At 65.3% G+C, this 26,944-nt stretch carries 15 protein-coding genes; 6 read left to right on the forward strand and 9 right to left on the reverse strand.

Features of this window, described 5'->3' with window-relative positions:
* Window positions 1–196 precede the first annotated feature (196 nt).
* A complete protein-coding gene (gene purL, locus F7Q96_RS07935) occupies window positions 197–4,243 on the forward strand; it encodes a phosphoribosylformylglycinamidine synthase (RefSeq protein WP_053821914.1) in 4,047 nt (1,348 codons plus the stop codon).
* 146 nt (window positions 4,244–4,389) lie between these two features.
* Window positions 4,390–5,487 (forward strand): type VI secretion system protein TssA, encoded by a 1,098-nt coding sequence (tssA, locus tag F7Q96_RS07940; RefSeq protein WP_053821913.1) that lies wholly within the window; start codon window positions 4,390–4,392, stop codon window positions 5,485–5,487.
* A gap of 137 nt (window positions 5,488–5,624) precedes the next feature.
* Here the strand turns inward: tssA and F7Q96_RS07945 are convergent, their stop codons facing one another.
* From F7Q96_RS07945 to F7Q96_RS07970, 6 genes are all read right to left on the reverse strand, one after another.
* Window positions 5,625–6,431 (reverse strand): OmpA family protein, encoded by an 807-nt coding sequence (locus F7Q96_RS07945; protein WP_023264548.1) that lies wholly within the window; start codon window positions 6,429–6,431, stop codon window positions 5,625–5,627.
* Window positions 6,428–7,441: a type VI secretion system-associated protein TagF gene (tagF, locus tag F7Q96_RS07950; protein WP_053821912.1), complete on the reverse strand. Its 1,014-nt coding sequence runs from the start codon at window positions 7,439–7,441 to the stop codon at window positions 6,428–6,430. The genes F7Q96_RS07945 and tagF overlap by 4 nt, the downstream gene beginning before the upstream one ends.
* Window positions 7,438–11,415: a type VI secretion system membrane subunit TssM gene (tssM, locus tag F7Q96_RS07955; RefSeq protein ID WP_151022419.1), complete on the reverse strand. Its 3,978-nt coding sequence runs from the start codon at window positions 11,413–11,415 to the stop codon at window positions 7,438–7,440. Before tssM ends, tagF begins: the two co-directional genes overlap by 4 nt.
* A 90-nt stretch (window positions 11,416–11,505) precedes the next feature.
* A complete protein-coding gene (locus tag F7Q96_RS07960) occupies window positions 11,506–12,999 on the reverse strand; it encodes a hypothetical protein (protein WP_053821911.1) in 1,494 nt (497 codons plus the stop codon).
* A 53-nt stretch (window positions 13,000–13,052) separates the two neighbouring features.
* Entirely contained in the window at window positions 13,053–13,319 is a 267-nt protein-coding gene (locus F7Q96_RS07965; RefSeq protein WP_006575567.1) for a PAAR domain-containing protein, read from the reverse strand.
* 104 nt (window positions 13,320–13,423) lie between these two features.
* Window positions 13,424–14,269 (reverse strand): M15 family metallopeptidase, encoded by an 846-nt coding sequence (locus F7Q96_RS07970; RefSeq protein WP_053821910.1) that lies wholly within the window; start codon window positions 14,267–14,269, stop codon window positions 13,424–13,426.
* 330 nt (window positions 14,270–14,599) lie between these two features.
* On the opposite strand from F7Q96_RS07970, the gene F7Q96_RS07975 reads away from it, so the two are divergent.
* The 4 genes from F7Q96_RS07975 to F7Q96_RS07990 all read left to right on the forward strand — a co-directional run bounded on the left by F7Q96_RS07975 (window position 14,600) and on the right by F7Q96_RS07990 (window position 21,311).
* Window positions 14,600–15,505, forward strand: a complete 906-nt coding sequence (locus tag F7Q96_RS07975) for a hypothetical protein (RefSeq protein WP_151022421.1) — start codon at window positions 14,600–14,602, stop codon at window positions 15,503–15,505.
* A gap of 152 nt (window positions 15,506–15,657) precedes the next feature.
* Window positions 15,658–18,498 (forward strand): type VI secretion system Vgr family protein, encoded by a 2,841-nt coding sequence (locus tag F7Q96_RS07980; RefSeq protein WP_053821908.1) that lies wholly within the window; start codon window positions 15,658–15,660, stop codon window positions 18,496–18,498.
* Window positions 18,499–18,504: 6 nt separating this feature from the next.
* Window positions 18,505–20,703 carry a M23 family metallopeptidase gene (locus tag F7Q96_RS07985; protein WP_151022422.1) on the forward strand — a complete coding sequence of 733 codons (2,199 nt, stop codon included), beginning with the start codon at window positions 18,505–18,507 and terminating at the stop codon, window positions 20,701–20,703.
* Window positions 20,700–21,311 carry a hypothetical protein gene (locus F7Q96_RS07990; protein WP_151022424.1) on the forward strand — a complete coding sequence of 204 codons (612 nt, stop codon included), beginning with the start codon at window positions 20,700–20,702 and terminating at the stop codon, window positions 21,309–21,311. The genes F7Q96_RS07985 and F7Q96_RS07990 overlap by 4 nt, the downstream gene beginning before the upstream one ends.
* Before the next feature lie 348 nt (window positions 21,312–21,659).
* Here the strand turns inward: F7Q96_RS07990 and F7Q96_RS07995 are convergent, their stop codons facing one another.
* Genes F7Q96_RS07995 through F7Q96_RS08005 form a run of 3 tightly spaced genes read right to left on the reverse strand, consistent with a single transcriptional unit; the run spans window position 21,660 to window position 26,864 of the window.
* Window positions 21,660–22,610 (reverse strand): hypothetical protein, encoded by a 951-nt coding sequence (locus F7Q96_RS07995; RefSeq protein WP_151022426.1) that lies wholly within the window; start codon window positions 22,608–22,610, stop codon window positions 21,660–21,662.
* On the reverse strand, window positions 22,607–24,088 hold the full coding sequence (locus F7Q96_RS08000) for a hypothetical protein (RefSeq protein WP_053821907.1): 1,482 nt from the start codon (window positions 24,086–24,088) through the stop codon (window positions 22,607–22,609). The genes F7Q96_RS07995 and F7Q96_RS08000 overlap by 4 nt, the downstream gene beginning before the upstream one ends.
* Before the next feature lie 7 nt (window positions 24,089–24,095).
* Window positions 24,096–26,864 carry a type VI secretion system Vgr family protein gene (locus tag F7Q96_RS08005; RefSeq protein WP_249041656.1) on the reverse strand — a complete coding sequence of 923 codons (2,769 nt, stop codon included), beginning with the start codon at window positions 26,862–26,864 and terminating at the stop codon, window positions 24,096–24,098.
* Between the last annotated feature and the right edge of the window lie 80 nt (window positions 26,865–26,944).

The following is a 26,944-nucleotide window of genomic DNA, read 5'->3' on the forward strand; positions in this document are numbered from 1 at the left end:
GGGCCGGCAACACGGCGACTGATCGGCGCGCACCGCTGCCCGTGGAGGGCTCGGATCCGGGGGATGCTGCGCCGCAAGGATTGCCGCCCGGCAAGGTACAATAGCGGTTTTCGCCGGACTGCCCCGGCTGGCGCCACCCCCGCGCCAGCGGCCCGGCCGCCGTCTTACCCTCCATCGCCCTCCGACCGCTCAGATCATGGCGCATTTCTCGTGCTTCCCCGGCGCATTGGCCCTGTCGGCCTTCCGCCAGCAACGCCTGCTCACCGCCCTGCAACAGATCGACGCCGACATCGAGTCGGTGCACGGCCAGTTCCTGCACTTCGTCGACACCGACCAGCCGCTGGACAAGGGCGATACCGACCGTATCCGCGCGCTGCTGACCTATGGCGCGCCGTTCGCCGAGCAGGCCGAGGGCGACCGCTTCGTCGTGATCCCGCGTTTCGGCACGATTTCGCCGTGGGCCAGCAAGGCCACCGATATCGCGCACAACTGCGGCCTGTCGCACGTGCACCGGATCGAGCGCGGCATCGAATTCACGGTGATCTGCAAGAAGGGCCTGCTGCGCGGGCGCAAGACGCTGGATCCGCTGACGCGCGATGCCGTCGCCGCGCTGCTGTTCGACCGGATGACCGAGACCGTGGTCGCCACGCGGGACGCCGCGGCCGGACTGTTCGAGGAACTGCCGGCCAAGCCGCTGCGCTTCATCGACCTGGCGGGCGGCCGCGCCGCGCTGGCCGAGGCCAACGTCGCGATGGGCCTGGCACTGTCCGACGACGAGATCGACTATCTGATCGATGCCTACGCGAAGCTGGGCCGCAACCCGACCGACGTCGAACTGATGATGTTCGCGCAGGCCAACAGCGAGCACTGCCGCCACAAGATCTTCAACGCCACCTGGACCATCGACGGCGAGGAACAGGACAAGTCGCTGTTCGCGATGATCCGCAATACGCACCAGCTGAACCCGCAGGGTTCGATCGTCGCGTATTCGGACAACTCGGCGGTGATGGAGGGCGATGTCGCCGAACGCTGGTTCCCGCGCGGCGACGCCCACCAGTATGGCCGCCATCAGGCGCTGACCCATACGCTGATGAAGGTCGAGACGCATAACCACCCGACCGCGATCTCGCCGTTCCCGGGCGCGTCGACCGGCGCCGGCGGCGAAATCCGCGACGAGGGCGCGACCGGCCGCGGCGCCAAGCCCAAGGCCGGCCTGACCGGCTTCACGGTGTCCAACCTGATGCTGCCCGACGCGGTCGAGCCCTGGGAAAACGCGCGCGATGCCGCCCAGCCGCTGGCCTTCCGCAATCCCGACGAGCGTCCCGCGGTGACCGGCAAGCCGGAGCGCATCGCTTCGCCGCTGCAGATCATGATCGAAGGTCCGCTCGGCGGCGCCGCCTTCAACAACGAATTTGGCCGCGCCAACCTGGGCGGCTATTTCCGCGTCTACGAGCAGAACGTCGGCGGCACCGTGCGCGGCTACCACAAGCCGATCATGATCGCCGGCGGCATCGGCAATATCGACGCCTCGCATACGCACAAGGAGCCGCTGCCGGCCGGTTCGCTGCTGATCCAGCTGGGCGGCCCGGGCATGCGCATCGGCATGGGCGGCGGCGCGGCCAGCTCGATGGCGACCGGCGCCAATACGGCCGACCTCGATTTCGATTCGGTGCAGCGCGGCAACCCGGAAATGGAGCGGCGCGCGCAGGAAGTGATCAACGCCTGCTGGCAGCTCGGCGACGAGAACCCGATCCTGTCGATTCACGACGTCGGTGCGGGCGGCCTGTCCAATGCCTTCCCCGAAGTGGTCGATGGCGCCGGCCGCGGCGCGCGCTTCGAGCTGCGCCAGATCCATCTGGAAGAGTCGGGCCTGTCGCCGGCCGAGATCTGGTGCAACGAATCGCAGGAGCGCTATGTGCTGGCGATCGCGCCGGACAGCTTCCCGCGCTTCGCCGCGATGTGCGAGCGCGAGCGCTCCCCGTTCGCGGTGGTCGGCGTGGCGACCGAGGAAAAGCAGCTGCAGCTGGTCGACGCCAGCGTCGATCAGGCGTTGAAGGAACATTACGCGGTCGACATGCCGATGGACGTGCTGCTCGGCAAGCCGCCGCGCATGCATCGCGACGTCAAGCGCGTCGAGCAATCGCTGCCGGCGGTGGATGTCACCGGCATCGCGCTGGATCAGGCGGTGCGCGACGTGCTGCGCCACCCGACGGTCGCCAGCAAGTCCTTCCTGATCACGATCGGCGACCGCAGCGTCGGCGGCATGAACGCACGCGACCAGATGGTCGGCCCGTGGCAGGTGCCGGTGGCCGATGTCGCGGTCACCACGCTCGACTACCAGGGCAAGGCCGGCGAGGCGATGACGATGGGCGAGCGCACGCCGCTGGCCGTGATCGATGCCCCGGCATCGGGCCGCATGGCGATCGGCGAGGCGCTGACCAATCTGGCCGCCGCGCCGGTCAAGGACCTCGGCAAGGTCAAGCTGTCGGCCAACTGGATGGCCGCCTGCGGCGTCGAGGGCGAGGATGCGAAGCTGTATGACACGGTGCGTGCGGTCGGCATGGAGCTGTGCCCGGCGCTGGGCATCAGCATTCCGGTCGGCAAGGATTCGCTGTCGATGCGCACCAAATGGGACGATGCGGGCGTGGCCAAGGAAGTGGTCGCACCGGTGTCGCTGATCATCTCGGCGTTCGCCGCCGTCGACGACGTCGACCGCACGCTGACGCCGCAGCTGCGCACCGATCTGGGCGAGTCCGTACTGATCGCGATCGACCTGGGCCGCGGCAAGAACCGCCTCGGCGGCAGCATCCTCGCGCAGGTCACGCAACAGGTCGGCGACAGCGTTCCCGATGTCGACGACGCGGCCGACCTGCGCAACTTCTTCAACGCGATCCAGCGGCTGAACCGCGAGGGCAAGCTGCTGGCGTACCACGACCGTTCGGACGGCGGCCTGATGGCGACGCTGGCCGAGATGGCGTTTGCCGGCCATTGCGGCCTGTCGCTGAACGTCGACATGCTGACGCTCGATCCGACGCAGGAACAGGACTATGGCGACGCCAAGAACTGGGCCCAGCAGATCGCCGAGCGCCGCAACGATCAGACGCTGCGCGCGCTGTTCTCCGAAGAGCTGGGCGCGGTGATCCAGGTCAAGCTCGAGGATCGCGACGCCGTGTTCGCCGCGCTGCGCGAGGCCGGCCTGTCCGCCTGCAGCCATGTGGTCGGCAAGCCCAATGGCAGCGACCAGATCGAGATCTACCGCGACGCGAAGAAGGTGTTCGGCGCGCCGCGCGCCGAGCTGCAACGTGTCTGGAGCGAGGTCAGCTGGCGCATCGCACGGCTGCGCGACAACCCCGCCTGCGCCGACAGCGAATACGAGCTGCTGCTTGACGCCGCCGATCCCGGCATCACGCCGAGCCTCACGTTCGATCCGGCCGAGGACATCGCCGCGCCGTTCATCGCCAGCGGCGCCCGGCCGCGCGTGGCGATCCTGCGCGAGCAGGGCGTCAACTCGCAGATCGAGATGGCCTACAGCATGGACCGCGCAGGCTTCGATACCTACGACGTCCATATGAGCGACCTGATCGCGGGCCGCGCGAAGCTGGACGACTTCGTCGGCTTCGTCGCCTGCGGCGGCTTCAGCTACGGCGACGTGCTGGGCGCCGGCGAAGGCTGGGCCAAGACCATCCTGTTCAACGGCGCGATGGCCGAGCAGTTCGCGGCCTTCTTCAACCGCACCGACACCTTCGCGCTGGGCGTCTGCAACGGCTGCCAGATGATGAGCAATCTGGCGCCGATCATCCCGGGCGCTGGCGCGTGGCCGAAGTTCACCCGCAACCAGAGCGAGCAGTACGAAGCCCGCTTCGTCACGGTCGAGGTCCAGCAGTCGCCATCGATCTTCTTTGCCGGCATGGAAGGCAGCCGCATCCCGATCGTCGTCGCGCACGGCGAGGGCTATGCCGACTTCTCGCAGCAGGGCGACAAGAGCAAGGTCGACGTATCGCTGCGCTTCGTCGACAACCGCGGTGCGGTGACGCAGACCTATCCGCTGAACCCGAACGGCTCGCCGGACGGCATCACCTCGGTGACGACGGTCGACGGCCGCTTCACCGTGTTGATGCCCCATCCGGAGCGCGTGTTCCGCGCCGCCACGATGAGCTGGGCCCCCGACGCCTGGAAGCAGATCCCGGACGGCGCCAGCCCGTGGATGCGCATGTTCCGCAATGCGCGCAAGTGGGTGGGGTAAGCCGTTCCAGTACCGATCTCGGTTGAGGTTGGTTTGAAGCAAGAAGGCTCGCACGATGCGGGCCTTTTTGCTTTGTTTGGCCCCATGTTTGGCCGTCGAAGCGGCAGGCGCTAAACTACCCGCCATTCCATTTCCTGCGGGCTGACATGGCGACTCTTTCCTTCGACCGTTTGCTGCAACCTGTTTCGGGCGACGACCCTTGCGGCGAGGATCTGTTGTTCTCGGCCGAATTCGACCGCATCCAGGAGGCGCGCCGTTTCGACGATCCCTCGCTGGACCAGGGCGAGTGGGTGACCGAGTTGAAGGAGGCGGACTGGCGCCAGGTGGTCGACCTGTCGACGCGGCTGCTGTCCGAGCGGACCAAGGATCTGCGGCTGGCGGTGTGGCTGACCGAGGCGCTCGCCAAGACCAGAGGGTTTGCGGGTTTGCGCGACGGCTATACGGTGACGGCGCAGCTGTGCGAGTCGTTCTGGAGCGGGCTGCACCCGCGCGCCGACGAGGAGGATCTCGAATATCGCACCGGCAGCGTGGCGTGGCTGGCGACGCGCTCGCGCCAGCTGATCCGCGAGATTGCGCTGGTCGACGAGGCCGCCGGCGGCTATGGCTATGTCGATTGGGAGGTCGCGACGGCGCTGACCGAGGCGATTCGCCGCGATCCGGACCACGCCGACGAACTGTCCGAGGGCAAGGTCACGCAGGAAGCGTTCGAGGCCGCGCGCAAGGCGACGCCGGCCGAATTCCATGTGGCGCTGCTGCAGGACGTGGTGTCGTGCCAGCAGGCGCTGGCAAGGCTCAGCGATGTGCTGGACGCCAAGGCCGGCGAGCATGCGCCGAGCTTCCGGCAGGCGCGCGAGGCGCTGGAAGCGGTGCGGGCGCTGGTCGAGCGCTTTGTCGGCAAGCCCGCCGCACCGGCCACTGTCGCCGGCGACGCGCAGCAGGCAGCTGCGCCGACCGCCGTCGGCCGTGTCGAAGCGCCGGCAGCGGGCGGGCAGGGCGCCGCCGCGGCCGGCGGCCCGATCCGCACGCGTCAGCAGGCCCTGGCGCAACTGCGCGAAGTCGCCGATTTCTTCCGCCGTACCGAGCCGCACAGCCCGGTCGCCTATCTCGCCGCGCGCGCCGCCAAGTGGGGCGAGATGCCGCTGCACGCATGGCTGCGCACCGTCGTGAAGGACGATGCGACGTTGTCGCAGATCGAGGAATTGCTGGGCGTGATGCCGGACGCGGAGAGCGATTCCAGCAGCTGAGTCAGCCCGCCGCGCAGCCAACAACCTGTCGTCCCCGCGCAGGCGGGGACCCAGCGACCTGCACGGCTGCCAGCAATGGATCAAGCCACTGGGTCCCCGCCTGCGTGGGGACGACAAGCAAATCGTCGATCAACGCCTTACTGGCTCGCCCTGAACTCGATGCGCCGATTGCGCGCCCGGTTCTCTTCCTTGTCGTTCGGCGCGATCGGCTGATCCGGGCCGACGCCGACCGCTGACAGCACCGACGGCTCGATGCCCTTGCCGGCCAGATAGCTCTTGACCGTCTCCGCGCGCGACTGCGACAGCGCCAGATTGAGCGCGCGGCTGCCCGAATTGTCGGTGTGGCCGACGATCTCGATCTTGCGTCCCGACAGCTTCGGCAGCACCGCCGCCATCTCGTCGAGAATCACGCGGCCCTTCGGCGTCAGCGTGGCGCTGCCGGTCTCGAATTCGATGATCCGGTTCGCCAGCGTGCGGTCCAGCAGATCCTGGCCCGAGGCCGGCACGCGCAGACCGTTCTTGATCGTATAGTTCTGCCCCAGTCCGCTGGACATCATCGTGGCAAGCTGTTGGCGTTGCCCCTCGTCGGCGACGTCGCCATACAGCGCGATCTGCGTGCCGTCGATGCTCAACTGCCCCCGCTTGACCTGCTTGATCTGCGGCGACAGCACCTTCTGCACGTTCGCGGTCCAGTTCGGCGGCGACACCACGCCGCCCACCTCGATCTGGTCGACCACATTGGCCGCGCCGTACAGCTCGCGCAGCCGTGCGAGCACCTCGGCCTTGGTCGCCTCGTCCGGCACCGCGCCGCCGGCCACCACGCGGCCCGCCGCCGCCTCCGCGCCGGCAGGCGTCTGGGCGGAAGCGGGCGCCGCCAGCAGCCAGGTCAGGGCCGTCGCCAGCGCAACAGCGCGGCAGGCCGGGAAAACCGAACGCATGATCATTCTCCGATGAAGACTTCGCGGAAGGTGTCGAGCGCCGCGCGCAGCGACAGCTGCGGCTGCTCGAGATAGCTGGCCAGCTTGGCCACGCCATAGCGCGAGCCGGCATGCTGGTCCACCCACTGCGGGTCGTCGATGTCGATATTGACTTCGCCGTACGCCAGCGGCGACATGATGCCGTGCAACGTGCGCGACGAGGCGCCGTTGAAGCCGATCACCAGGCGTTCGCTGCGGCCGGCTTGTCCGGCGCCGGGATTGCCGACGCGGCCGAGGAACAGCGACAGCTCGAAATCCCCGCGCTTCAGGAAGCCGGACACCAGGTCCAGCCAGAAACTGGCCATCAGGCTGCGATAGACCGGATCGGACGGCAACGGCAGCGTCAAGCCTTTGTCCAGCCGCGAGGTGCCGGCACTCATCACCGGTTCGAGCAGGATGCCGAGCGCGACCAGCGTGCGGCGCAGGCACAGCGTTTGCCCATCGGCGCGCAGCATCTGCTCCAGGCCGGCCACCGTCTGGAATTCGATGAAGTCCTTGAAGCTGGCATCGTAGGCCTGCGCGCCCGCGCCGATCTCGACCGCGAACTGGGTCTGCGCCAGATTGCGCAACCCTTCGGCCGGATCGGCGGCGGAAACCAGTTCCTGCATCTGATGGCTGGCGCGCGTCCACAGCCGGGTCAGCGCCAGCGGGCTGCGCGCGATGAACGGCAGCGGCTGGTCGATCTCCAGCGCGGCGGCGGCGAGGAAGGGGAAGCGGCGCGACGACTGGTCGTTGCTGGCCATCACCGTGCCGGCGATCGCCAGCCGGCTCTGCGAACCGAGGAAGGCGAACTGGACCGGCTGCCACGCGTCGTAGACGGTCTTCCAGCCCGGATCCTCGGCCAGCATCTCCATCGCCTGCGACATCCAGCGGTCCAGCGTATCGAGCAGCTGGGTCTGGTTCGGGCTCTTGACGAAATCCCCGCGCGACGGAAGCTTGCCGAAGTACGCGAGCTGCAATTGCGCTGCCTGGCTCATTGCGCACCTCCTGCACGCACGGTGGCGCCGGATTGCGCGACGGGCGCGCCGGATTGCGCAACCGGTGCCGATGCGGCGGGCTGTGCCGCCTCGGTCGTGCTGACAGGCGCCGAGGCGTCGGCAATCGCCGGCGGCAGCTTCAGGCCGCGCAGGCCTTGTCCCTGCGGCGAGTCCGCGGCGGCCGTGGTGGTCTGCGGGCTGCTGACGATGCGCAGCGCCACCGCGACCGTGGTGCCGCCCTGCGTCCACGACAGTTCGAACGCCCCATCCGGACGACGCTTGCGCGAGGCTGTGGCGATCAGCCGTTCCAGGCCGAAGCGGCCCGGTTCGCTGAGCACCTCGACGGTACGGCCATCGAAGGTCGTCGCGGTAATGCGCGCGCCCGGCGTGCCCTGCGGATTGGGCCAGACGAAGTTGGTCCACTGCGGCGGCGTATTGCGATAGCGCAGCTGTTGTCCATCGATCTCGATCGTGTATTCGGTGGTGCCGGCCGCCGGCGAGGGCAGGATCTGGAACACGGTCTGCGGGGCCGCAGCGGCGGCACCGCCGGCCCCGGCCGCCGCGCCGCCGGTCAGCGGCGCGATCCAGCGTGTGAAGTTGGTGGTGAACTCCGGCGCGAAGGTCACGCCAAGGTCGCCCCAGGTCCGCGCGGCGATCATGTCTCCTCGGCGCACCGACAGCGGGCCGATGGTGGTGCCGGCAAACTTCGCGATGGCGCCGTCCGGACCGAACACCTGGCCGATCTCGGCCGCGCTGGCCTCGATCTTGGCATCCGAGGCAAACGGATACTTGGTCGCCAGCGTCTGCATGAACGGCTGGTAGACCTGCGCGTTCCACACCTTGTTGATTTCCACGCTGGCAGGGCGGATCGTCACCGCATACGACTGCAGCAGCGGACGGACCAGCAGCGGACGCAGCGTCTGGCGCTGGCTGTCGGTCATGCCGGTCAGCATCTGCTCGTCCACGTACTTCAGCGCGTCGGCCAGCTCGGAGCCGTTGCCGTCCAGCGTCTGCTGCATCAGCTGGCGTGCGCCGGGGCCGGGATCGCCCTGGTTCTTGATGGTGTTGAAGCGCGTGCGGACCTTCGACAGCGCCTCCATATAGCCGCGCAGCAGCGAATTGTTGTCGCGCATCACGGCGATCTTGGCCAGGCCCGAGAACTCCTTGCCGACCGGCCCCATCGGGATATTGCCGGCTTCGGACGAGGAGGCGAGGCTCGCGCTGTCGACATTGACGCTGACGGCCGACGGCGTGCCGCGCGAGACCCAGCGCTTGAACCATTCGATCACGCCGGTCTTGGCCTGCTTCAGGCCCGCGTTGACGATCGACGGGTTATCCCACGAGGTCTGCTCGTAGGCGGCGTCGAACAGCTTGCGGATCGGCGAATTGACCGGATCGCCGAGCAGGTTCATCGCGGTGACGGCCTGATCGAAGCTCTTGAATTCCTGTACCGCGACGCCCTGCATGAAGCGTTGCCACTCCTTCGCGTATTCGTTCTTGTACATCGACACCAGCGTCTTCTGGATCTGCTCGGGGCTTCCCTCGAGCGTCAGGTCGTCGCGGGCGGCGACGTTCAGCACCCAGTCCTTGCTTTGCAGCTCCTTGCTGGCCGCCTCGCGGATGGCCGGCTGCACGTATTGCAGCCAGGCTTCCCGCGTGAAGGTGCCGGGCACCGCGTAGCTGCCGGTGACCACCGTCGCGCCGGCGTCGCCGACGATGCGGGCCACGGTCATCGGCGCGAAGCGCGTCGCCGCGCGTGCCTTGATCTCGGCGTAGGCACGCTCGCGCGCCGGCATGCCGCGCACCACGCGGCGCAGGTTCTCGCGGGTCTGGTCGATCAGCGACAGATTGCTTTCGAGCAGCGGCCAGTTGTCGTCATTGACGCGGGCCAGGTAGAACGAGATGTTGCGCTCGGCCGCGCGGATCAGCTGCTCGCGCGGCATGTTGCCGCGGTTCTCCTCGAGCCAGCCGCGCCAGAAGCGCGTGACCTGGTCGGTCAGATGCGCGACCTCGACATGGCGCTTGTCCGCCAGCATCAGATAGGTCTTCAGCGCGTTGTAGGCGTCCTCGACATTGGTCGGCGAGGCGTCGGCATAGCGCTTCGCGTTCGGCGATTCGGTATTGAGCGCGGCCGTCATGTCGGCCGCCGAAGGCGTGGCCGCAGCCGCCGCAGTGGCTGCCGCGGCCGGGGCGGCGGCCGCCGCGCTCGCGCCGGCGCTCGCACCGGCTTGCGCCGAGGCCTGCACCACGGCGCCATTGGCGGCCGGCACCCGCACGTTCTGTGCGAGCTGGTCCGGATGCGCGTTGACTTCGGCGAGGAAGCGCTCGATCGACGTGCCGACCGGCTTCAGCATGACCTGGCGCAGGCCGTTGTAATACTCGTCGAGCAGCTTGTGCTGCAGCGTATCGCCTTGATAGAGGCCCAGCGACAGCGCGATCGGATGGTCGGCGCGGAAGCGCTCCAGCTGCTCGATGCGGTCCTGCAGGATATCGAGCGCCTCCAGGCGCGATTGCAGGTCGATGCGGTTCTGCTGCAGCTTGACGATCTTGTCGAGGTCGGCCTGCACATTGGCGGTCAGCTGGCGGTTGCCGATAAACGACCAGGTCCAGCCGCCCAGCAGCAGGCCCAGCGCCAGCACCAGCCCGAAGAACGTGACGAAGCGCATCCGCGTCTTGGCCGGGCTGGAGAACTGGCGGACCGTCTTGCGGTCGGCGAACACTACCTTGGAGAACAGGTCGCGCAGGAAGAAGCCGTTCTTGGAGAACACCTCGCGGCTATGGGCGGCGCTGTCGAGCTTCAGGCCGAAGCGGCGGGCAATCCGTTCGGCCGAGGCGCTGGTAGTGCTCGCCTCCTGCACCGCGCTGGTGAAATAGAAGCCGCGGAACACCGGCTTGTACTGGAACGGGTTCTCGTCGAACAGCGTCACCAGGAAGGCGCGCAGCGCCGGCTTGATCGACGCGAACTCGAGCGGGAAGCTCAGCAGCCCAGGCGACAGCTTGCCGTTGCGGTGCTGCGCGATCTGCGCCACGCTGATTTCCTTCAGCCCGTCGTACAGCTCGTCGAAACGCTCGTCGAACATCGCGGCGGCATCGCGCTTTTCGCCCGGCTCGAAGGGCAGGGTAGCGCCCCAGACGCGGTCGCGCTCGTGCTTGTCGCTGTCGCCGAAGAACTCGGTGAAGCCGGTGATCAGATCCGCCTTGGTGAACATCACGTAGACCGGCGCGAACACCTCCAGCCGCTCGGTCAGTTCCTGCACCCGCTGGCGCAGGTTCTTGGCCAGCTGGATCGCGAACTCGGGACGGTTCTGCGTCAGCTCCGGAATGCTGACGGTGACCACGATGCCGTTGATCGGCGCGCGCGGACGGTAGCGCTTGAGCAGGTCCAGGAAGCCCAGCCATTCCTTGCGGTCTTCCTCGTGCACCGAATAGCGGCCCGCGGTATCGAGCAGGATGCCCTCGGTGGTGAAGAACCAGTCGCAATTACGCGTGCCGCCGATGCCGTGGATGATCGCGTTGTTCTTGTCGGCGAACGGGAACTGCAGGCCCGAGTTCAGCACCGCGGTGCTCTTGCCCGCTGCCGGGTTGCCGATCACGATGTACCAGGGCAGCTCGTACAGCGCCTCGTTGCCCGACAGCTGGCCGAGCTTGGACGTCTTGATGGTCTTGACCGCATCGACCAGCCGCGTGCGCAGCGCCTCGACCTCGCCGCGCTTTTCCTGCGGCGCTTCCTGGGCCGCCGCATTGGCCTGCTGTTCCAGCAGTGCGCCGAGCTTGCCGCTGGCTTGCCGTGCGCGATAGTGACGCCATGCGAAGGCGATCAGCCACGCGACCACCAGCAGGCCGAGCACGATGCCGACCCAGGTCAGCCCGACCTCGAAGGTATCGGCCGCCAGCAGCAGGAAGAGCGTCAGCGCGACGACGCCTATCACGGACAGCGTGCGCGTGTTGGTCAGGAAACTGAGGAATCGATGCATGGTGGCCTGCGGTTTGCGAATGCGTGTGCTGGTTCTTGTGCTTGGGCTTGGTGCGAGCTCGTGCGTGTTCTGGCTTGGGGCGGATGGCCGCTAGGTGGTGGCCGGCGGCAATACCGCGATCGCGCCGCGCTGCTGCGGATCGGCCGCGGTCAGTGCGAGTGCCGGGCCGCCGCGCTCGGCGCACTGCTGATGCGCGAGCACGATCGCCAGCAGCGCGCCGGCATTGCCGGTGTATCCACAGGCGGTGCCGACCGCCAGCAGGTCCGCGCTGACGTCGAGTTCGCCAAAGCGTTCGGAGAACACCCGCGCCAGTTCGACGGTGCGGACCGGATGCGGGCTGATGTCTGCGGTGACCACAACCGGTTGGGGCGCCGGCGCAGGTTCGGCGGCCGGTTCTGCCTGGTCGTCGTCTTTGGTCTTCGCGTCGTCAGCCGGTTCGGCCAGCAGCCCCACGGTCTGCGCAATGGCCTGATCGAGCGCCGCGGTGCGCGGCTGGCCCTTGTCGGGCGTCGGCGCATCGAGCCGCGTCAGCGTGGCGCGACCGATCGACGCCGGCGGCGCGTCCTGCGCGAGCATCGCGGCCAGCGGTCCCTGCGGCGGATACAGCAGGATGCCCGCCGCCGCCTCGGAGGGCGCGACGCCGTGCTCGCATTGGGCGCTGAACAGCCGGTTGGTTGCGCGCAGCCGGTCGATCGCTTCGGCACCGATATGCGAATCCGCCGCGATCACGCCGCGCAGTTCGTGGGTCGGTTCGCGATGCAGCGCAAGGATTGCGCGATCGACCTGGACCATCGCATCGCCGTCGCCCTTGGCGGTCAGCGTCTCCATCGAGATCCGTTCGACCGGCCACAGCCCGGTCAGGCGGCCGCGCACATATTGGCCGGCGGCCGCCGCCATCGGCGCCTGCCAGCGCTCCGGCAGCAGCAGCGCCAGCACCAGCCGCGGGGGCTCTTCGGCTTGCGGCGCCGTGGTTGTCTCATCGGCGGCGGCGAAATACAGGCCGGGATATTGCTCCAGCACCTGCGCCACCAGCCGCTCGGCCACATCGCTGGCCAGCGCGACGGTGCGCACGGCCTCGTCATTCCACGGCAGCTCGGCGAAGGCCTGCTCCAGCGCCTCGCGCGTGCCATCGACATCGATGTCCTCGGCAGGCGCGGCGAAGATCGGCATGCCATCGCCCAGCACGTCGACGACGTCCGGCCGCTGCTGCTCGGCGGTGGCCGCGGCGGTGGCGGCCGTGTCGCCGCCCTTGGCGGTATGCAGGGCAGCGCCCAACACCAGCGCGCGCCAACGGCGGGCGGGGTCGTCGTCGGGCACGGCGCCGTCGGCCGAGTCCCCGCCGTCTTGCGCGGCGGCCGCCGGCGTGCTGACCGCGGCCGCGACATTGCGGCGAATGCCGTCCAGCGCGCGGCGGATGACCAGATAGCCCGCGACCATGCCCGCGGGCAGCAGGAACAGATGCGTGACGATATCGGTCGTGGTCGGCATTCGATGGATCGATTGCCACCACAGGATCGTCGCGGTCCAGACCAGCGCGAAGACGGCGAACAGGATCAGGCCGGAACGGAACAGGCGTGCGAGCATGGTGTCGGGGAGGGTCGGCACAGGAAGCGCAGCAGCGGAAGGGCGCGCTCGGCTTACGCGCTGCCGGTGACTCCCTGGCTGGACAGCAGCGTCGCGCCGCATGCCGTCTTGTCGCCGTGGCGGGCAGCGGCACGGCCATCGATGATCACGGTCGAATCGCCGGTGACGATGGTGGTTTCGCCATGACCCGACTTCGGACAGGTCACGCGATCGCCGACGCAGGCGATGCCCTTGCCGTTGGTCGACGTGGTGCCCGACGCGCTGATCACGACGCCGCCGTGGTCGGTCTTGTCACCCAATACGATAAATGGCCGTGTCATTGTTGTTCTCTCGACTGAGAAGGGCGATCCCGCCACCAGCTATCGATTCGCAGCCTGCTTTCGCCGGCCGCCGTTGCGTGCACCGTGCCCCCGCACATCGCACGCTAGCCGGGCTTCTTGCCGAGCACGCCGGGCCGGCGCAACTCGACGTGCCCAAGATCCATCATCTTCCAGCGCCCGCCCCAGGTCAGCCCCGCGGACTCGGCGATTTGCCCATACAACTCGTATCCGCGCATTGCCCACGGATCCTTTTCGCTGATCACCAGCTTGCCGTCGCGATAGAAGGCGCTGTCCGCGGCCAGGCCGAACTGATGGTAACTGTGATAGGCGCCCGCCTTTGTGACATGCGTGCCCATCGCGGCCAGCCTGGCCTGGCGCTCCGGACTGCGATAGCCCTCCAGCAGCGCCATTTCATAGCCATGCTCGTCGCGCATGATCTTGTAGACCAGCAGCAGGCGCTGACGAAAATCGGCGTCGAGCAGATCCCAATTGCGGCTGGCTTCGCGAATGGTCGGGCGAATCCGTTCGACTTCCTGCGTGGTGAATACTTCCGGCGGCAATGGCGCCGGCGGAACCAGGCGTTCGCCATTCAATAAAGCGGAAATCTTCTGGTCCGGCTCGCGCAGCGCGTCATCGTACTCGAACAGCAGTTTCGGTCGCAAGGCGAGGGCAACGATCGGCGGGGTCGCGACGACGCCCGCCGCGCACAGCAGAAAGACCTTTCGGCGCGCAACGAAGGCGCGCAATGCTTCCATCGAATCGGCTGCCTGGGAAGCCGACGTTCGTAGGGTTCCGGCCGAGCGCTGGCTTGCCGCGCTGGCATGGATACTGAGCCGCTGCCATTGCGTGCGCGCGGTCAGCAGCACGCGCTCGCGCACGTCCGGCAGCAGCAGAATGGCCGCGATCGCGACCATCAGCGCGAAATACAGGAACAGCGTAATAAAGATCATCCGCTCAGTGCGCGTACCGCGCGCCGTCCAAACCGCCCATGACAACGGCCTCAATAGTTACATTTTGTGACATTTTATTTGGCTCGATTCCGGGCTGACATTCGGCTGCAAAAAAATCGCCGTCTGCGAGTTGTGACGGCGCCGTTCACATATTTGCATTTTTGTTGCGGCCAGCTATAAAATCTGCGCGCTTCGTCCGCATCGGCAGCTCGCGCCACCTCGTCGAATTTCTGCTCGGGCCCTGTCTTCGAGTTATGTTGCCGATCGCTTAACTCAATTCCATCCCTGCGCTGCCCGACGCGCATTTTATTGCAATTCGAGAGCCAAAAGATGAGCCACGGCGACGACTTCAAAGGAAATGGACCACCGTCGCTGTTCGGCTCGGGCAATGCCGACAGCCAGGGACCCGATACGCGCATCCTGGCCAGCCTCGAAGGGCGGGTCGCCAGTCACGCTCCTGTCAAGAAGAAGACTCCCGATATCAAGCGCCACGGCGTGTTCGCCACGCTGGCGCTGCTGCTGGTCGGCGCGGGCGCCGTGGCCTTCTGGCTGGGCAAGGGCAACGACGTCGAGGCCCCAACGGTGGCCACCGTCGTGCCGGCTGAAAGCGCGAATTCCGCCGCCAGCGCGGCCCCGGCCGCCGACATGCAGGCCGCCGCGGCAGGCGCGGCCGCTTCCGTCGAAGCGCCGGCCAGCTCCGCTACCATCGTCGATGTCAGCCCCGAGCGCGATGCCGATGACGATGCGCTCGACAATCTCGGCAAGATGCCATCCGGCGATCTGGCCGCTGCCGGCCTCGGTGCCGCGGCACTGGCCGGCGGTACCGCGCTGGCAGCAAATGCGGCGCCAGATCATGACAAGAGCGCTGCGGACCGTCACGCCAAATCGACGACGGTCGCCGCCAAGGAACCGAATAAAAAAACGCTAAACCAAGAAGTAAATAAAACGAAGATCACTGCATCGAATCAGACCGCGACAAAACGGCAACATTCGAATACGGCGACCAAGGTTGCTTCGCGTTCCAATTCGAACCCTACGACTGTAGGGAAGACGAAAACCGAGCGCTCGCGTATTGCCTCCAACAATACGCGCCGAGTTTCAAAAAAGACGGGCGCCAATACCGGCAATGATCGCGATGCCGAATTGCTGGCGGCATTGCTGGCCCCCACGCCCGAAGAGAAAACCACGACCGCGTCGCGGACGCGCAAAAGCGGCACCGCCCAGCGTTCGCAGTAATGACGGCCGAGAGGCAAGGGTGCTGACAGAGCAGATGGCCGCGGCATCGACGCGGCCATTGCCGTTGTCGGGCAACTGATCGGCGAGCTTGCCGATCGCTGCGACATCCGCTGTGATAGCCCCTGCGACACCCGCTGCGACACCGAACCGCCATGGACCACACCACCCTGATTCAGACTCTGTTTTCCCCGGCGCGGCGGCTGTTCCAGCTTGAAGGCGAGGGGGCCGTCGGCGAACTGGCCGTCGAGGCCTGGCTCGGCCGCGAGGCGCTGTCGGAGCTGAGCGAAACGCGCATCGTTGCGGTCAGCGCCAATGCGCGATTGCCTCTGAAGTCTCTGCTCGGCGCGAAGGTCACGCTGTGGACCACGCTGGCCGATGGCAGTCGCATTCGCCGCAGCGGACTGGTGCGCAAGGCCGAGAAGCTGGGCGCCGACGGCAGCCTGGCGCGCTATCGGCTGACCGTGGTGCCGTGGCTGTGGCTGGCCACGCAGCAGCGACATAGCCAGGTATTCCAGAACCGCACGCTGGCCGATATCGCCGAACAGATCCTGTCGCCGTACGCGCCGCATGCGGTGTGGCGCTATACGGCGGGCGCGCAGCAGCGCATCGACGCGCTCGGTCCGCGCGAACATGTCAGCCAATATCGCGAGACCGATTACGCGTTCCTGTCCCGGCTGCTGGCCGAGGCAGGGTTGGGCTTTGCCTTTGTCGAGGACGAGCAGGCACCGTCCGGCCATGCACTGACGATCTTCGCCGACAGTCCGCAATTGCCGGAGGGGCAATCGGCTTCGGTGCGCTATCACCGCGCCCACAGCCAGGAAGAAGCCGACGCCGTGCAGCAGCTCGCTTGCCATAGCCGCGTGACGGTGCCCGGCGTCGCGGTGGTGGCGTGGGATGGCAACGGCAAGCGCACGCTGCGCGGCCATGCGCCGGCCAAGCTCGGCGGCGGCGCGCAATGCCCGGAGCCCTATCTGTCGGTCAGCCAGTCGGTGGTCGGCGATGCCGCCGGCGCGCAGCGGCTGGCCGAGCAGTTGATGGAGAGCATCGAGGCCCGCGCGCAGCTGTTCGCCGGGCAGGGTACGGTGCGTACCTTCGTCAGCGGCACGCGCGTGGCGGTTTCCGATTGCCCGCATCTGCCCAAACAGGAAGATGCCGAGGCCGCCTATCCGCTGCTGCTCGACATCGTCGAGCACTGTGGCCTGAACAACCTCGCGGCGGAGACGCGCGCCGCGCTGGGGCAGCGGCTGGGCCCACTCGAGGCCGCGCTGTGCTTCGATACGCCGCCCAGCGCGCCGGAGAATGGGCCGATGACGATGGGCTTCCTGGCGCTTGGCGATGCGGTGGAGCGCAGCGTGCCGACGGCGTCGCTGCGCCAGGCGGCCGAGCAATACGGCTATGCCAATCTGTTCCGCGCCTGCGATGCGCGCCGGCCGTGGCGCCCGCGCGTGGTCGATGGCAACGGCGCCAGGCTGTTTGCCGCGCCGACCGCGATCGGCGTGCAGACCGCGACCGTGGTCGGCCCGCAAGGCGAGACCACGCCCAGCGGCGATGCCGAGCACCATGTCAGCCCGCGCGGCGAGATTCGGGTCCGCTTCCCGTGGCAGAAGGGCGAGCGCGACGATGACCGCAGCACGCGCTGGGTCCGCGTCGCTCAGCGCCAGGCCGGTGCAGGCATGGGCTGGCAATGGCTGCCGCGTATCGGCCAAGAGGTGCTGGTCAAGTTCGCCGACGACGATATCGATCAACCGATCGTGATCGGCGCACTGTACAACGGACAGGGCGAGGGCGGCATTGCGCCGACGCCGGGCGGCAAGCAGGCCGCTGCCGCCGATGCCTCGGTGTATCAGCAAGGCAGCGACACCGCGCCAAGCGCGCAGGCCAATGTCGCCGGTGGCCATGCGCCCGCCTGGCACGGCATGAGCGCTGATCAGGAAGGACACCGCAACGCCGCCGCACTGAGTGGCTTCAAGAGCCGCGAGCACGGTGGCGACGGCGCCAACCAGCTGGTGTTCGACGACAGCGACAACCAACTGCGCACGCAACTGGCCACGACGGTCCAGCACAGCCAACTCAACCTCGGCCACCTGATCCACCAGCAGGACAACTATCGCGGCAGCTTCCGCGGCGAAGGCTTCGAGCTGCGCACCGACGGCTACGGCGCCATCCGGGGCAAGGCCGGCGTGCTGATCACCACCTACCGCGATGCGCAGAGCCAGCGGCCAGTGCCGACCGGCGACAACGCCGCCGGCATCGCGCTGATCCGGCAGGCGAAGTCGCTGACGCAGACGCTGGGCGAGGGAGCGGTCAAGCATCAGACCGCTGCGTTGCTGACGGCGATGGATGACGAGGCTCCGCTGGCCAAGCTGGAGACCGCCGCCTCCGGCATGGTCGACGGCAAGGACCTGGACGCCGCGATGCAGGACGCCGCCAGCGGCAACCAGCAGACGCAAGGCAAGGTGCCGCATCCGAGCGAAGCCATCGTGCAACTGGCCGGCCGCGCTGGCCTGGCGATGGTCGCCGGACAGGAACTGCAGATGGTCAACGGAAAGTCGCTCGGCATGGTGTCAGGCCAGGACACCAACCTGGCGATCGGCAAGCAGGCACGATTGCACAGCGGTCAAGCCATCGGCATCGCCGCGGCGCTGGAGAAAGCGGGCGAAGGCAACACCGGCCTGAAGCTGATCGCCGGTAGCGAAGACATCGACGTGCAGGCCCAGCACGACGCGATGAAGCTGCAGGCGAAGGATGAACTGAAGGTCGTGTCGGCGAATATGCAGGTGGACTTTGCTGCCGCGAAGCGGATTCGCGTGGCGACGGCGGGCGGGGCGTCGATCACGATTGAGGGTGGGAATATTACAGTGGAGTGTCCGGGGGCGATTACTTACAAGAGTGCGCAGCGGAAGTTTGATGGGCCAGTGAATACAAACTATGATTTGCCGCTGATGCCAGAAAATCCGTTGGTGTTGAAACGTCGACCGCCATTCTCGATTTAGACTTCCATGCTCATCAGCCCTCCGTTTCTGCCCGATCGGCAGAACCATACAGAAGAGCAATGGTTGAATGCCGCCATGGCTTCGGCCCCTGAAGGGGTCTTTCCGGTGAGCCGTCACTTTGTGTGGCACGGTGGCGTCCATCTGTTAGCCCCCATGGGAAATGCCAATGCGAACAGCAGCCTCCCGGTGCGGGCGATTGCAGACGGTACCATTGTGTTCCTACGGCGACCCACTCCCAGGTCGGAACTACCTGATCATCCACAACGTTATCCCAATGGATGGACCGACAACGGCACCATCGTTCTGCGTCACCAGACCGACATTGGGGAAGGCTCTCAAGCTACGGACATCACGTTCTACTCCGTCTATCAGCATTTGGGCGCGATTGAACCAGGGATTAATCAGGGCCAGCGGTTGGCGCGTAAGACGGTGCTCGGTACGGCGGGCCAAATTGATGGCCAAACCGAGCGTCGGATTCACTTCGAGATTGTTTGCGATGACGAGAACCAGCGCAAATTGATGGGGCGGTCTACCGGCGAAGTCAATGTTGCTTTGAACGGGCGTAGCGATGCAGTATTCGGCGATATCTACGTCAGGATACCGGCTGGTACGGCCGTGTACGCCGAGCAACCTCCCCACAACGTCACGGCGCCGACAGCGCCCGCCGTACACACGACCACAGAGGATTACTACGTAGGTATCCGATATGCTGGGGGACTGGGGACTATCGGTCATCGTGGCGACGCCTATGTCACCACGTATCGTCGTGACGGAGCCGCTGTGGACGCTCGCACGCTAGAAGAGCCAGACGCCGAATACGACATGTATGGCCGGGCCACATCTATCAGTCGGGCATACCCCGCTTCCGGACGCCCGGCGCCAAGCGCTGTGTATGAATTGCTGCGCTTCGGCCGAGTCATTCATTCCGCTTATGAGACCCTTACACCCACGGATGTTCCACATTGGCGCAAGGTCCGATATCCCGGAGGAGAAGGATGGGTCAATCTAAACGCGCAAGGCACCACGAAGTTCAGCGACGCCGACTTCCCGCAATGGCGGGGATGGCGGGTTGTCGACGATGACACCAACACCGACAGCCGCTGCGAATCCCGACTCATCAGGATGGAGCTGGATTCCAATGGAGATGGTGAAACCTCCCTTGCTGAACGAGGGGCACGCCTGGCGGATGCTGAAACTCGTAGAAGACTATCAAAGACGGTCTGCCGATTTCCTAGTGAGTGGAATCCTGCCACTTTTGATGTTCGTTGGGCTTGGACAACAGCTCGTGCCAACCCAAATGAGGAAGCAATAGCAGACGAATCGGGTTTCAAGGATCTCCGTCGATACGTGAACGCTCTATCGATAGACTGCCCCGAGTTCTTGGCAGCGGAGTGGCATTGGGAGCCGAAAGAGTTCATTCGCCATTTCAGGCGTTGCATGTGGCTTAGTACGGCCGAGATGGTGCAATGCCTTCCGAACGGCGCAGGCGTTCCTCGCTTCCAGGCCATGACGGAGCGGTTGACGAGAGGGCATGAGACTGCGCAGCAAATTTTACCGCCGGGGATGGCAGTCGCTTTGAATACAACGCGGCGAAAATATCTAATCCATAATGATCGACGATCGGCCCATTTTTTTGGCCAAGTGTGTCTGGAGACGGATCACCTTCAGACGGTGCGCGAGTACGCCAGTGGTAACGCATACGACATGGCTGTCGATCCTGCTAAAGCACGGGAACTTGGGAATACGCAGCCGGGAGACGGGCCGCGGTTCAAAGGACGTGGCGTTATACAGCTGACTGGAAAGGGACTATATCAGCAATATGGAACATATCGCGGTATGGATTTCACCACCAGCGGCCGGCATCTTCTACTCCAGAGCGATGCGTACGTAAGTTGCGATGCCGCAGGTTTCTATTGGATAGCAGAGCGTACGCGCGATCGGATCGCAAACACAAATCCCGGGGGCAGACGCTATCGTTGGGTCCTGGACGGACACGTTGGTATCAACCGCCGAGCCGATGCAAGCCGTTTCATAACGCTAGCAAACGCCGCGGAAGTGGACGCGGACGTGCTAAGCGTGACATTGCAAGTCAATCGTGCAGCTCTGCATATCGATGAGCGACGGACATTCTTTCGGGCAGCGTACTACCAGCTATCCGACGATACGATAAGAGCTGCCAACATTGAGAATCTAAGACCAATATGAACCGGCTAACATCCTTTCTTCCAGTTGTTCTGTTGGTAGCCTGTTCCACCGCGGCCGCCGACTACTGGGAGGCGTGCGGCGCCTCAATTCCCTTGTCGTCGACCGGTTTTGAGGCGCTGCCCTCCAGTCCCGAGGACGCAACGTCCTGCAGCCGGTTTTATCGTTACGCCGGTCATGCTGGCCAAAAAAGTCAGCCGTCAGCGGTGTTCTCGGTCTCTGTGTTTCGGGGCGATTTGGCATCGATACTCACTACGGTACCCTCCAACTTCGGTGCGAGACCCGATGGAACGGTCGAGTTCCAGATGCCAGAGGTCGCCGAGCAAGCTGCAACTGGTTTTTTTAGCCGCCCAACTTCCATTCTTAATCGCAGCACAGCCATGGAAAATGGGGTGGGTTATATGATCGTCGAGTACGGCAGAGAAGTAAGGCGAATAGAGGCCGTTTCCGAAATCGAGGCGATCGAGACGAAAGAAAAGCAGCGCTGCACCAGCGCGATAAAAAGCGATGGACAAAAGACGTTGATGATGTCTGGCTGCATCCCGGCGAGTGGAAGAGCGAGTGCGTTCAATGCAGTCAAGAATGCGGTTAAGGCTAGTCGACTAGAGTGAAGCCGAAACGACGGAGCCCAAATAGATAACTGCCGCCGAAAACAAGCCTTATTTTTTATGTTATCAAGAAAGCCATAAACGTCGAATTGCCTCGCTGTCTCCAAGCAAGGACTTCCTAGATGACTAGGAGTCTTGCGGGAAAGTCGTGAGTTCACTGATATCACTGCAGTCGTGTGGCCGGCGTTTCATATCGGGACTCGGTGAGGATCTATTCCAAAGAGCCATATACGGGTAGACACCGTGACCCGTCGCTAAAGCTTCGTGCGACCTTCTCTTCGAGAGATGGATGAAGGTATTGGCTCCGTAAATTTTGCGGTGCGATATTGCCCCATCTGCAGGGGAGGAGGCTTACAGCCTGGGATCGGCTTGATCGACATCCCATTGCCAGAAGGTGGCGCCGTAGTCGCTTCCCTCCGCAATCGGAAAGACTTCACCCTGCCTGAAATATCGCCGGGAACCTGCGCTCGATGGCGTGAACCACCATCCGCTCCTCGGACATACGTCACCGCCCGGCACACGGACAGACTGTCGTACCTCCGTCGCGGCCGATAGGTCGGCCAGTCCATCGACTACGCTTTCGCCTTCTACGCGACGAACGCGCGTCCAGAGCGCTGCGGTCATTGAAATGTATTGCTGCCCATCGAAGCCGACAGGTGCGTCCGGAGCTTGCGTCCCGGCAATCAAGAACTGTGCGCACGAATCGTCAATGTCGGGAAGGTAAATGCCAGACTCGGTAACGGCATCATCGGTCCTGACCTGAACGGTGCTGTCCAAGCGATAGCGTGGCCAAGCCGCAGGCGGGTTTAGCGGACCTTGAAACTGGTCCGAGTAATCCGTCGACAGAACCGTGGTCACCCAACCGGCATGGGCTGTCGTGCTGACATTTGTTGCGTAGTCCTGGGCAGCGTAAAGCAGGGCTTCATAGCGGGCCGCAGCGCCGGGGGTGACCTCGTCCATCCAATCCGCCGAGAAATCGCGTTGTCCCCGCACACCTTCCATGATGCCGGATGCAGCAAAAAGTCCTTGGGCGTCGCCGTGCGTGAGCTTGATAAAGCCGTCGTCCAACACTAGCGAAGTGTTCCGGAAATTTGGAATGACGCGTTGCCCCCAGACGATGTCCGGTTGCAGCGGCTGCGGACGGCTTCGGTAATCCGGAGGCAACTGCGTCATAAAGCGCGCCATGCAATCCTCGACGTGGTCCAGCATGGCTTCCCATGCACCGCGCATGGCATCGAAATATTCGACCGAGCTATAGCGCTCCAGCAGGTAGATCTCCTGGGGAAAGAGCGGGGTGCTCACTTTTTGCCTCTCATGGGGTGGTTGTCCGGCAGAAGGTTCGGATTCACGTTGTTGGTCAGCTTCGGCAAACCAAGGAACTGGTCCGTTTCACCGGGGAAATCGGTATAGCCCCAACCCGTCGCTTTACGCTTGGCGATGTATTCCGGCTGCAGGTGTTTCGGATCGAGGACGATCTGGTTTGCTCCGCCTTCCAATACATATTCGGGATGACCTGCCAGGCTTTGACTCGCGGCCGGGCCCTCCCATACGTTCAGTCCTCCGCCAGGAGGCACGGTGTACGTGATGTACTCCCCGTTTCGGTTCCAGTGGCGCCAGACTGCAAAGCGGCGGCGCCAATCGCTGCGGCTCTTCAGCTTCAGAAATTCTTCCTTTCGCATCCAGCAGATACTGTTGTCTGCGGAGGAGGGGTCCACTACACGGTACAGCACCTCCCCGGGCCTGATAGTGACATTACGGGCGCGGTGGAAGGTGTTATAGGCAGTCTTCAGAGGGTGGCGTTCCCCGGGTTTAACCGTCGGATTCAGGTCCGGCCAGCCCGCAACAGGGCGGAAGCGAGCCATCGGTTGATAGGGCAGCTTGCCGGTCTTATCCACCCACTTCGGCGGATGTCCATCGAGCAATCTCGCTTCGTCATCCGGTTTCAGCCATTGATATTTATGCGGATTCACAGCGTCCACATTGGCCCGGTACAGCATGTCCCCTTCGATTTCCAGTCGGCGCGCGAGACGATTGAGCCAATCCACAACCGGACCCAGCACCTCGTCGAGTTTGCTGTTCAGCATCTGGCGGATCCGCTGCACGGTCGAGAACAATTGACCGGCGCGGGAACCCATGGCGTCCGTACCCCAGCGCTTGATCAGGTCGACAAAGTACTTGAATGCTTCCATCACCTTGTCGAAGGCAGCAGTCAGCTCGCGCGCGTTGAGCTTGCCGATGACTTGCCGCACCTTGCCCGCCAACCATTTGTAAGGGTTCGCAATCTTTGCGACCTTCAGCGCGCGCCGTACGGCCGGCGTCTTCAGATGTCGATTGAGAGTCTGGATGCCAGCTTCCACAAAAGGTTTGCTTGCCTTCCAGAAGTTGGAGTCCAGCGCGGCCTTGCCGGCGCGGAATACGGACTTCCGCCCATACGCAAACAGGATCTTGCAGCAGCCTTTTGCAAGCGATCCCAACACTGGAAATAGCCCAATGAGTGTCAGGATCAAACCGATCCACGCCCACTTGTTCGACGTGTCCTGATGGATCTTGCGACAGTTTGCGACTACGTCTCGCACGTCGCAAATCTGATCGACGAAGGGGATCATCGAGATGACAGTCCCCGTTGCCACTTGCGCGGTGGTCTGTTCGTCGGCGAAATCGCCTTGGATCACAGTCCAGATCCACTCCGCCGCCGCAGCGAGGTTTTGCTTGCCACTCTTGACCCAGTCGGACGGTGCGCTTTTGAACCACGCAAGCGCGTTCTCAAGTTCTTCCCACATTGTTGTTTTATCCGAGCTTGGAGCGAGAGGCTTGAATCAGTTTGGCGATGGGATCCCACGGCTCGTCTTCGCCGGGAGGGGGTATTTCGTATTCGACGCGCACTGCGTTCGGCGGTACACCTTCGTGGCGGGCATGACCGGCGGCATCGAGCTTGCCCGATATGATCTGGCCGTCCTCGAAGTGAATTTTGTAGGCCTGGCCCTCGAACGGTTCACCGTCAATGTCGCGGTGGTTGATCTCGATCCAGTGGTCGAGCGCGGTGGCGCCGGTGGGAAGCGCGGGGAGGCCGGCGGCACTGCCAGCCGCACCACTAAACGGATGCCCAGCCCCCTTGACCTCAAACATCCCCGGCGTCTCAAAGGTAATCGCATTCCCCTCCAACCGGATCGACGAATCGGCTCCATGCAGCACGACGGTGCTCTTCGCCAGAATTTCGACCGCCTCGTTCGACGACGTCACCACCACTTCCTTGTCCGCCAGGATTGCCATCGCGCCGCCATGCGCCTGCACCGACAGCGGCCCGTTCGCCGCCACGGCCTTCAAGCCATTGCGCTGCACAAACAGCGACACGCCTTGCGCCGCCGCCATCGCGATGGTCTTGCCCGCGGTCAGCTGCCAGTCTGATTGCACGGTGCCATGCAGATGCCGGCCCGAATAAACGGCGGTGGTCTCTTGACTGGCGACTGCGATAGACGTCGGCGCCTCCGCCACCAGCAGCGGCTCGGCAAAGCGCTCGACCGGCTTGCCGTCAGGCTGCTTGGCGTCCTGGCCGTTGACGGTGTCGGCGTAATGCCCGTCCTGCTCCGGCTCGACCATCGTCAACAGTGGCTCGAAGACCTCGTTGGCGGTCAGGGGCAGGGCGGTTTGTGTTTGAGCCGCAGTCGACAAGCGGTCGGCGGTGCGTTGCGCGCCCTTGAGCAGCGCAACCGCCTCGGGCATGCCCATCATGGTGCCGGTGGCGCGGGGCCGGGCCGTGGTCGACAGCAGCAGACCTTGGCCGGCGCGTACGACTGTCCACGCATCGCTGCGCAGCTCGGCACCGGTGCCGCGCCAGGGGCCGCGCTGCGCATCCTGCGGGCCCTGGGCGACCAGATAGCCTAGGTTCAGCTGGGTCTGCGCCGCGGAGCTGGCCAGCCGCATGCGCAGCCGGCCCTTGAAGTCGTCGACGACCCACTGGTTGTAGCCGTCGCCGCCAAGGCCGCGGGTATGCCAGCCGGACAACATCGAAGCGAGCGGCTTGTCGTCGTTGGCCCAGGGCGGGGTGTCCTGTTCGTTGTGCAGCTGCATCGCGGCCAAGGGCCGGTCGATGTCGCCGTCGAGGAAGGTCAGCAGCAGTTCGGTGCCGACGCGCGGCAGGTGGTGCGTGCCCCAGTTGGGACCGGCCATGGCGCCGGCGACGCGCACCCAGGCGGTAACCTGCGTCAGATCGTCGGAGCCCGGATCGGTGAAGGCCCCGGCCTGACCCGCCTGGCTCGTCTGGTCCGCCGGCGCAGGGGCCCGCAGCCAAGGAAAGCGAACACGCACACGATGATCGCGATCGGTGTGCAGGGGCGTCTCACCCTCGGCAATGATGATCGCGGTCTGGCCTTCCGGGGCGGTCGGTTTGGCGCGGAAGCGCGGCACGATCGGGGCATCGGCCCGCACCGCTTCGAGCGTGTTGCGATAGCCGCCAGCCTCGATGTCGGTGGTGCCGAGCAGCTTGGCGACATCGGCGCCGAGGTTGTTGGCCGCTTCGTGGCGCACCGACAGCGCGACGAACTCGTCGCCGTCGGCTGCGAAATGTTCGGTCAGGGCAAAGCGCTGGCCTGCGCCCAGCTGGCGCACCGTGCCGGCACCGTCGAAGCGGACAAAGCCGCTTTCCTCGGCCTGCATGCGCAGTTGCGCCGCACGATCTGCGGTCGCAGCATCGGGATAGCGATAGGGCCCCAGCGCATCGAACGATTCGAGCGTCGGCCATTCGCCGGGCACCGCCGCGGCATTGGCCTGCGCCGAGGCGGCGGTCAGCGTCTTGTAGTCCCACGACGAGACGGTGACGGCATTGGGTCCGATGCTGTGCCGCGTGGACCAGACCGTCATCGTGTCCGATTCCTCGGTCATGTCGGCACGATGGAAGCGGATGCTTGATTGGGGGCAGGGTGGGCGTTCGGCATCGTTGTCGAACACAACCAGCTTGTGGCGAGCCTGGCTGCCTTCCGGTTTGTCGTCTTCGCCCTGCAGGTGCTCGAAGCGGTAGGACAGGCCTTCCTCGGCCAGCAGCCGCTGCACGAAGTCGAAATCGCTCTCGCGGTACTGCGCGCAGATCGAGCGGCGGCGCAGCGGTTGCGAGACGGAGAACTGGAAGTTGGCGGCAGGGTAGTCTCGGAACACCTCCTCGACAATCTCGTGCACGGTCTTGTCCTGATAGACGTAGCAGTCGACACGGCCGCGCAGGCGCTCGAGCCACGGCGCGACGGTGAGTCGGTAGCGCGCCAGGCCGCCGTCGCCGCCCATCGCCGCGCAATCGACGACGAAGCCGTGCCAGGCGCGGTAGCGGCCGTCGGCCAGCATCAGCCGCAGCGTGATTTCCTGGCGCGCCAGTTCGACCGTGTCGAGATGTGCCGACGGCGACAGGCAGTCGATCTCGATGGCGAAGGGGCGCGAAACCGCCTCGATCGCGGTAAAACGCTCGACGATCAGATTCGCTTCGCGAAGCGGGGTGTCGAGCGCGATCTGCCGCGTGCCCTGGCCGAGCAGCGAGGCAAGTACGGCCGACGGCAGCGACGTGGTGGGCATCATGGCTACCTTGGCGAGGTGGTGGTTGGCGTCCGGCTTCGGAGCTCTCTCTGTGTCAGTGCGGCGCGACCAGGCGTTCGATC

The sequence above is a fragment of the Cupriavidus gilardii genome (assembly GCF_008801915.1).
GTDB classification, from domain to species: domain Bacteria; phylum Pseudomonadota; class Gammaproteobacteria; order Burkholderiales; family Burkholderiaceae; genus Cupriavidus; species Cupriavidus gilardii.

Coding starts and splice junctions, on each gene's coding strand:
- purL (WP_053821914.1), top strand. CDS start 197: ATGGCGCATTTCTCGTGCTTCCCCGGCGCATTGGCCCTGTCGGCCTTC.
- tssA (WP_053821913.1), top strand. CDS start 4,390: ATGGCGACTCTTTCCTTCGACCGTTTGCTGCAACCTGTTTCGGGCGAC.
- F7Q96_RS07945 (WP_023264548.1), bottom strand. CDS start 6,431: ATGATCATGCGTTCGGTTTTCCCGGCCTGCCGCGCTGTTGCGCTGGCG.
- tagF (WP_053821912.1), bottom strand. CDS start 7,441: ATGAGCCAGGCAGCGCAATTGCAGCTCGCGTACTTCGGCAAGCTTCCG.
- tssM (WP_151022419.1), bottom strand. CDS start 11,415: ATGCATCGATTCCTCAGTTTCCTGACCAACACGCGCACGCTGTCCGTG.
- F7Q96_RS07960 (WP_053821911.1), bottom strand. CDS start 12,999: ATGCTCGCACGCCTGTTCCGTTCCGGCCTGATCCTGTTCGCCGTCTTC.
- F7Q96_RS07965 (WP_006575567.1), bottom strand. CDS start 13,319: ATGACACGGCCATTTATCGTATTGGGTGACAAGACCGACCACGGCGGC.
- F7Q96_RS07970 (WP_053821910.1), bottom strand. CDS start 14,269: ATGATCTTTATTACGCTGTTCCTGTATTTCGCGCTGATGGTCGCGATC.
- F7Q96_RS07975 (WP_151022421.1), top strand. CDS start 14,600: ATGAGCCACGGCGACGACTTCAAAGGAAATGGACCACCGTCGCTGTTC.
- F7Q96_RS07980 (WP_053821908.1), top strand. CDS start 15,658: ATGGACCACACCACCCTGATTCAGACTCTGTTTTCCCCGGCGCGGCGG.
- F7Q96_RS07985 (WP_151022422.1), top strand. CDS start 18,505: ATGCTCATCAGCCCTCCGTTTCTGCCCGATCGGCAGAACCATACAGAA.
- F7Q96_RS07990 (WP_151022424.1), top strand. CDS start 20,700: ATGAACCGGCTAACATCCTTTCTTCCAGTTGTTCTGTTGGTAGCCTGT.
- F7Q96_RS08000 (WP_053821907.1), bottom strand. CDS start 24,088: ATGTGGGAAGAACTTGAGAACGCGCTTGCGTGGTTCAAAAGCGCACCG.
- F7Q96_RS08005 (WP_249041656.1), bottom strand. CDS start 26,864: ATGATGCCCACCACGTCGCTGCCGTCGGCCGTACTTGCCTCGCTGCTC.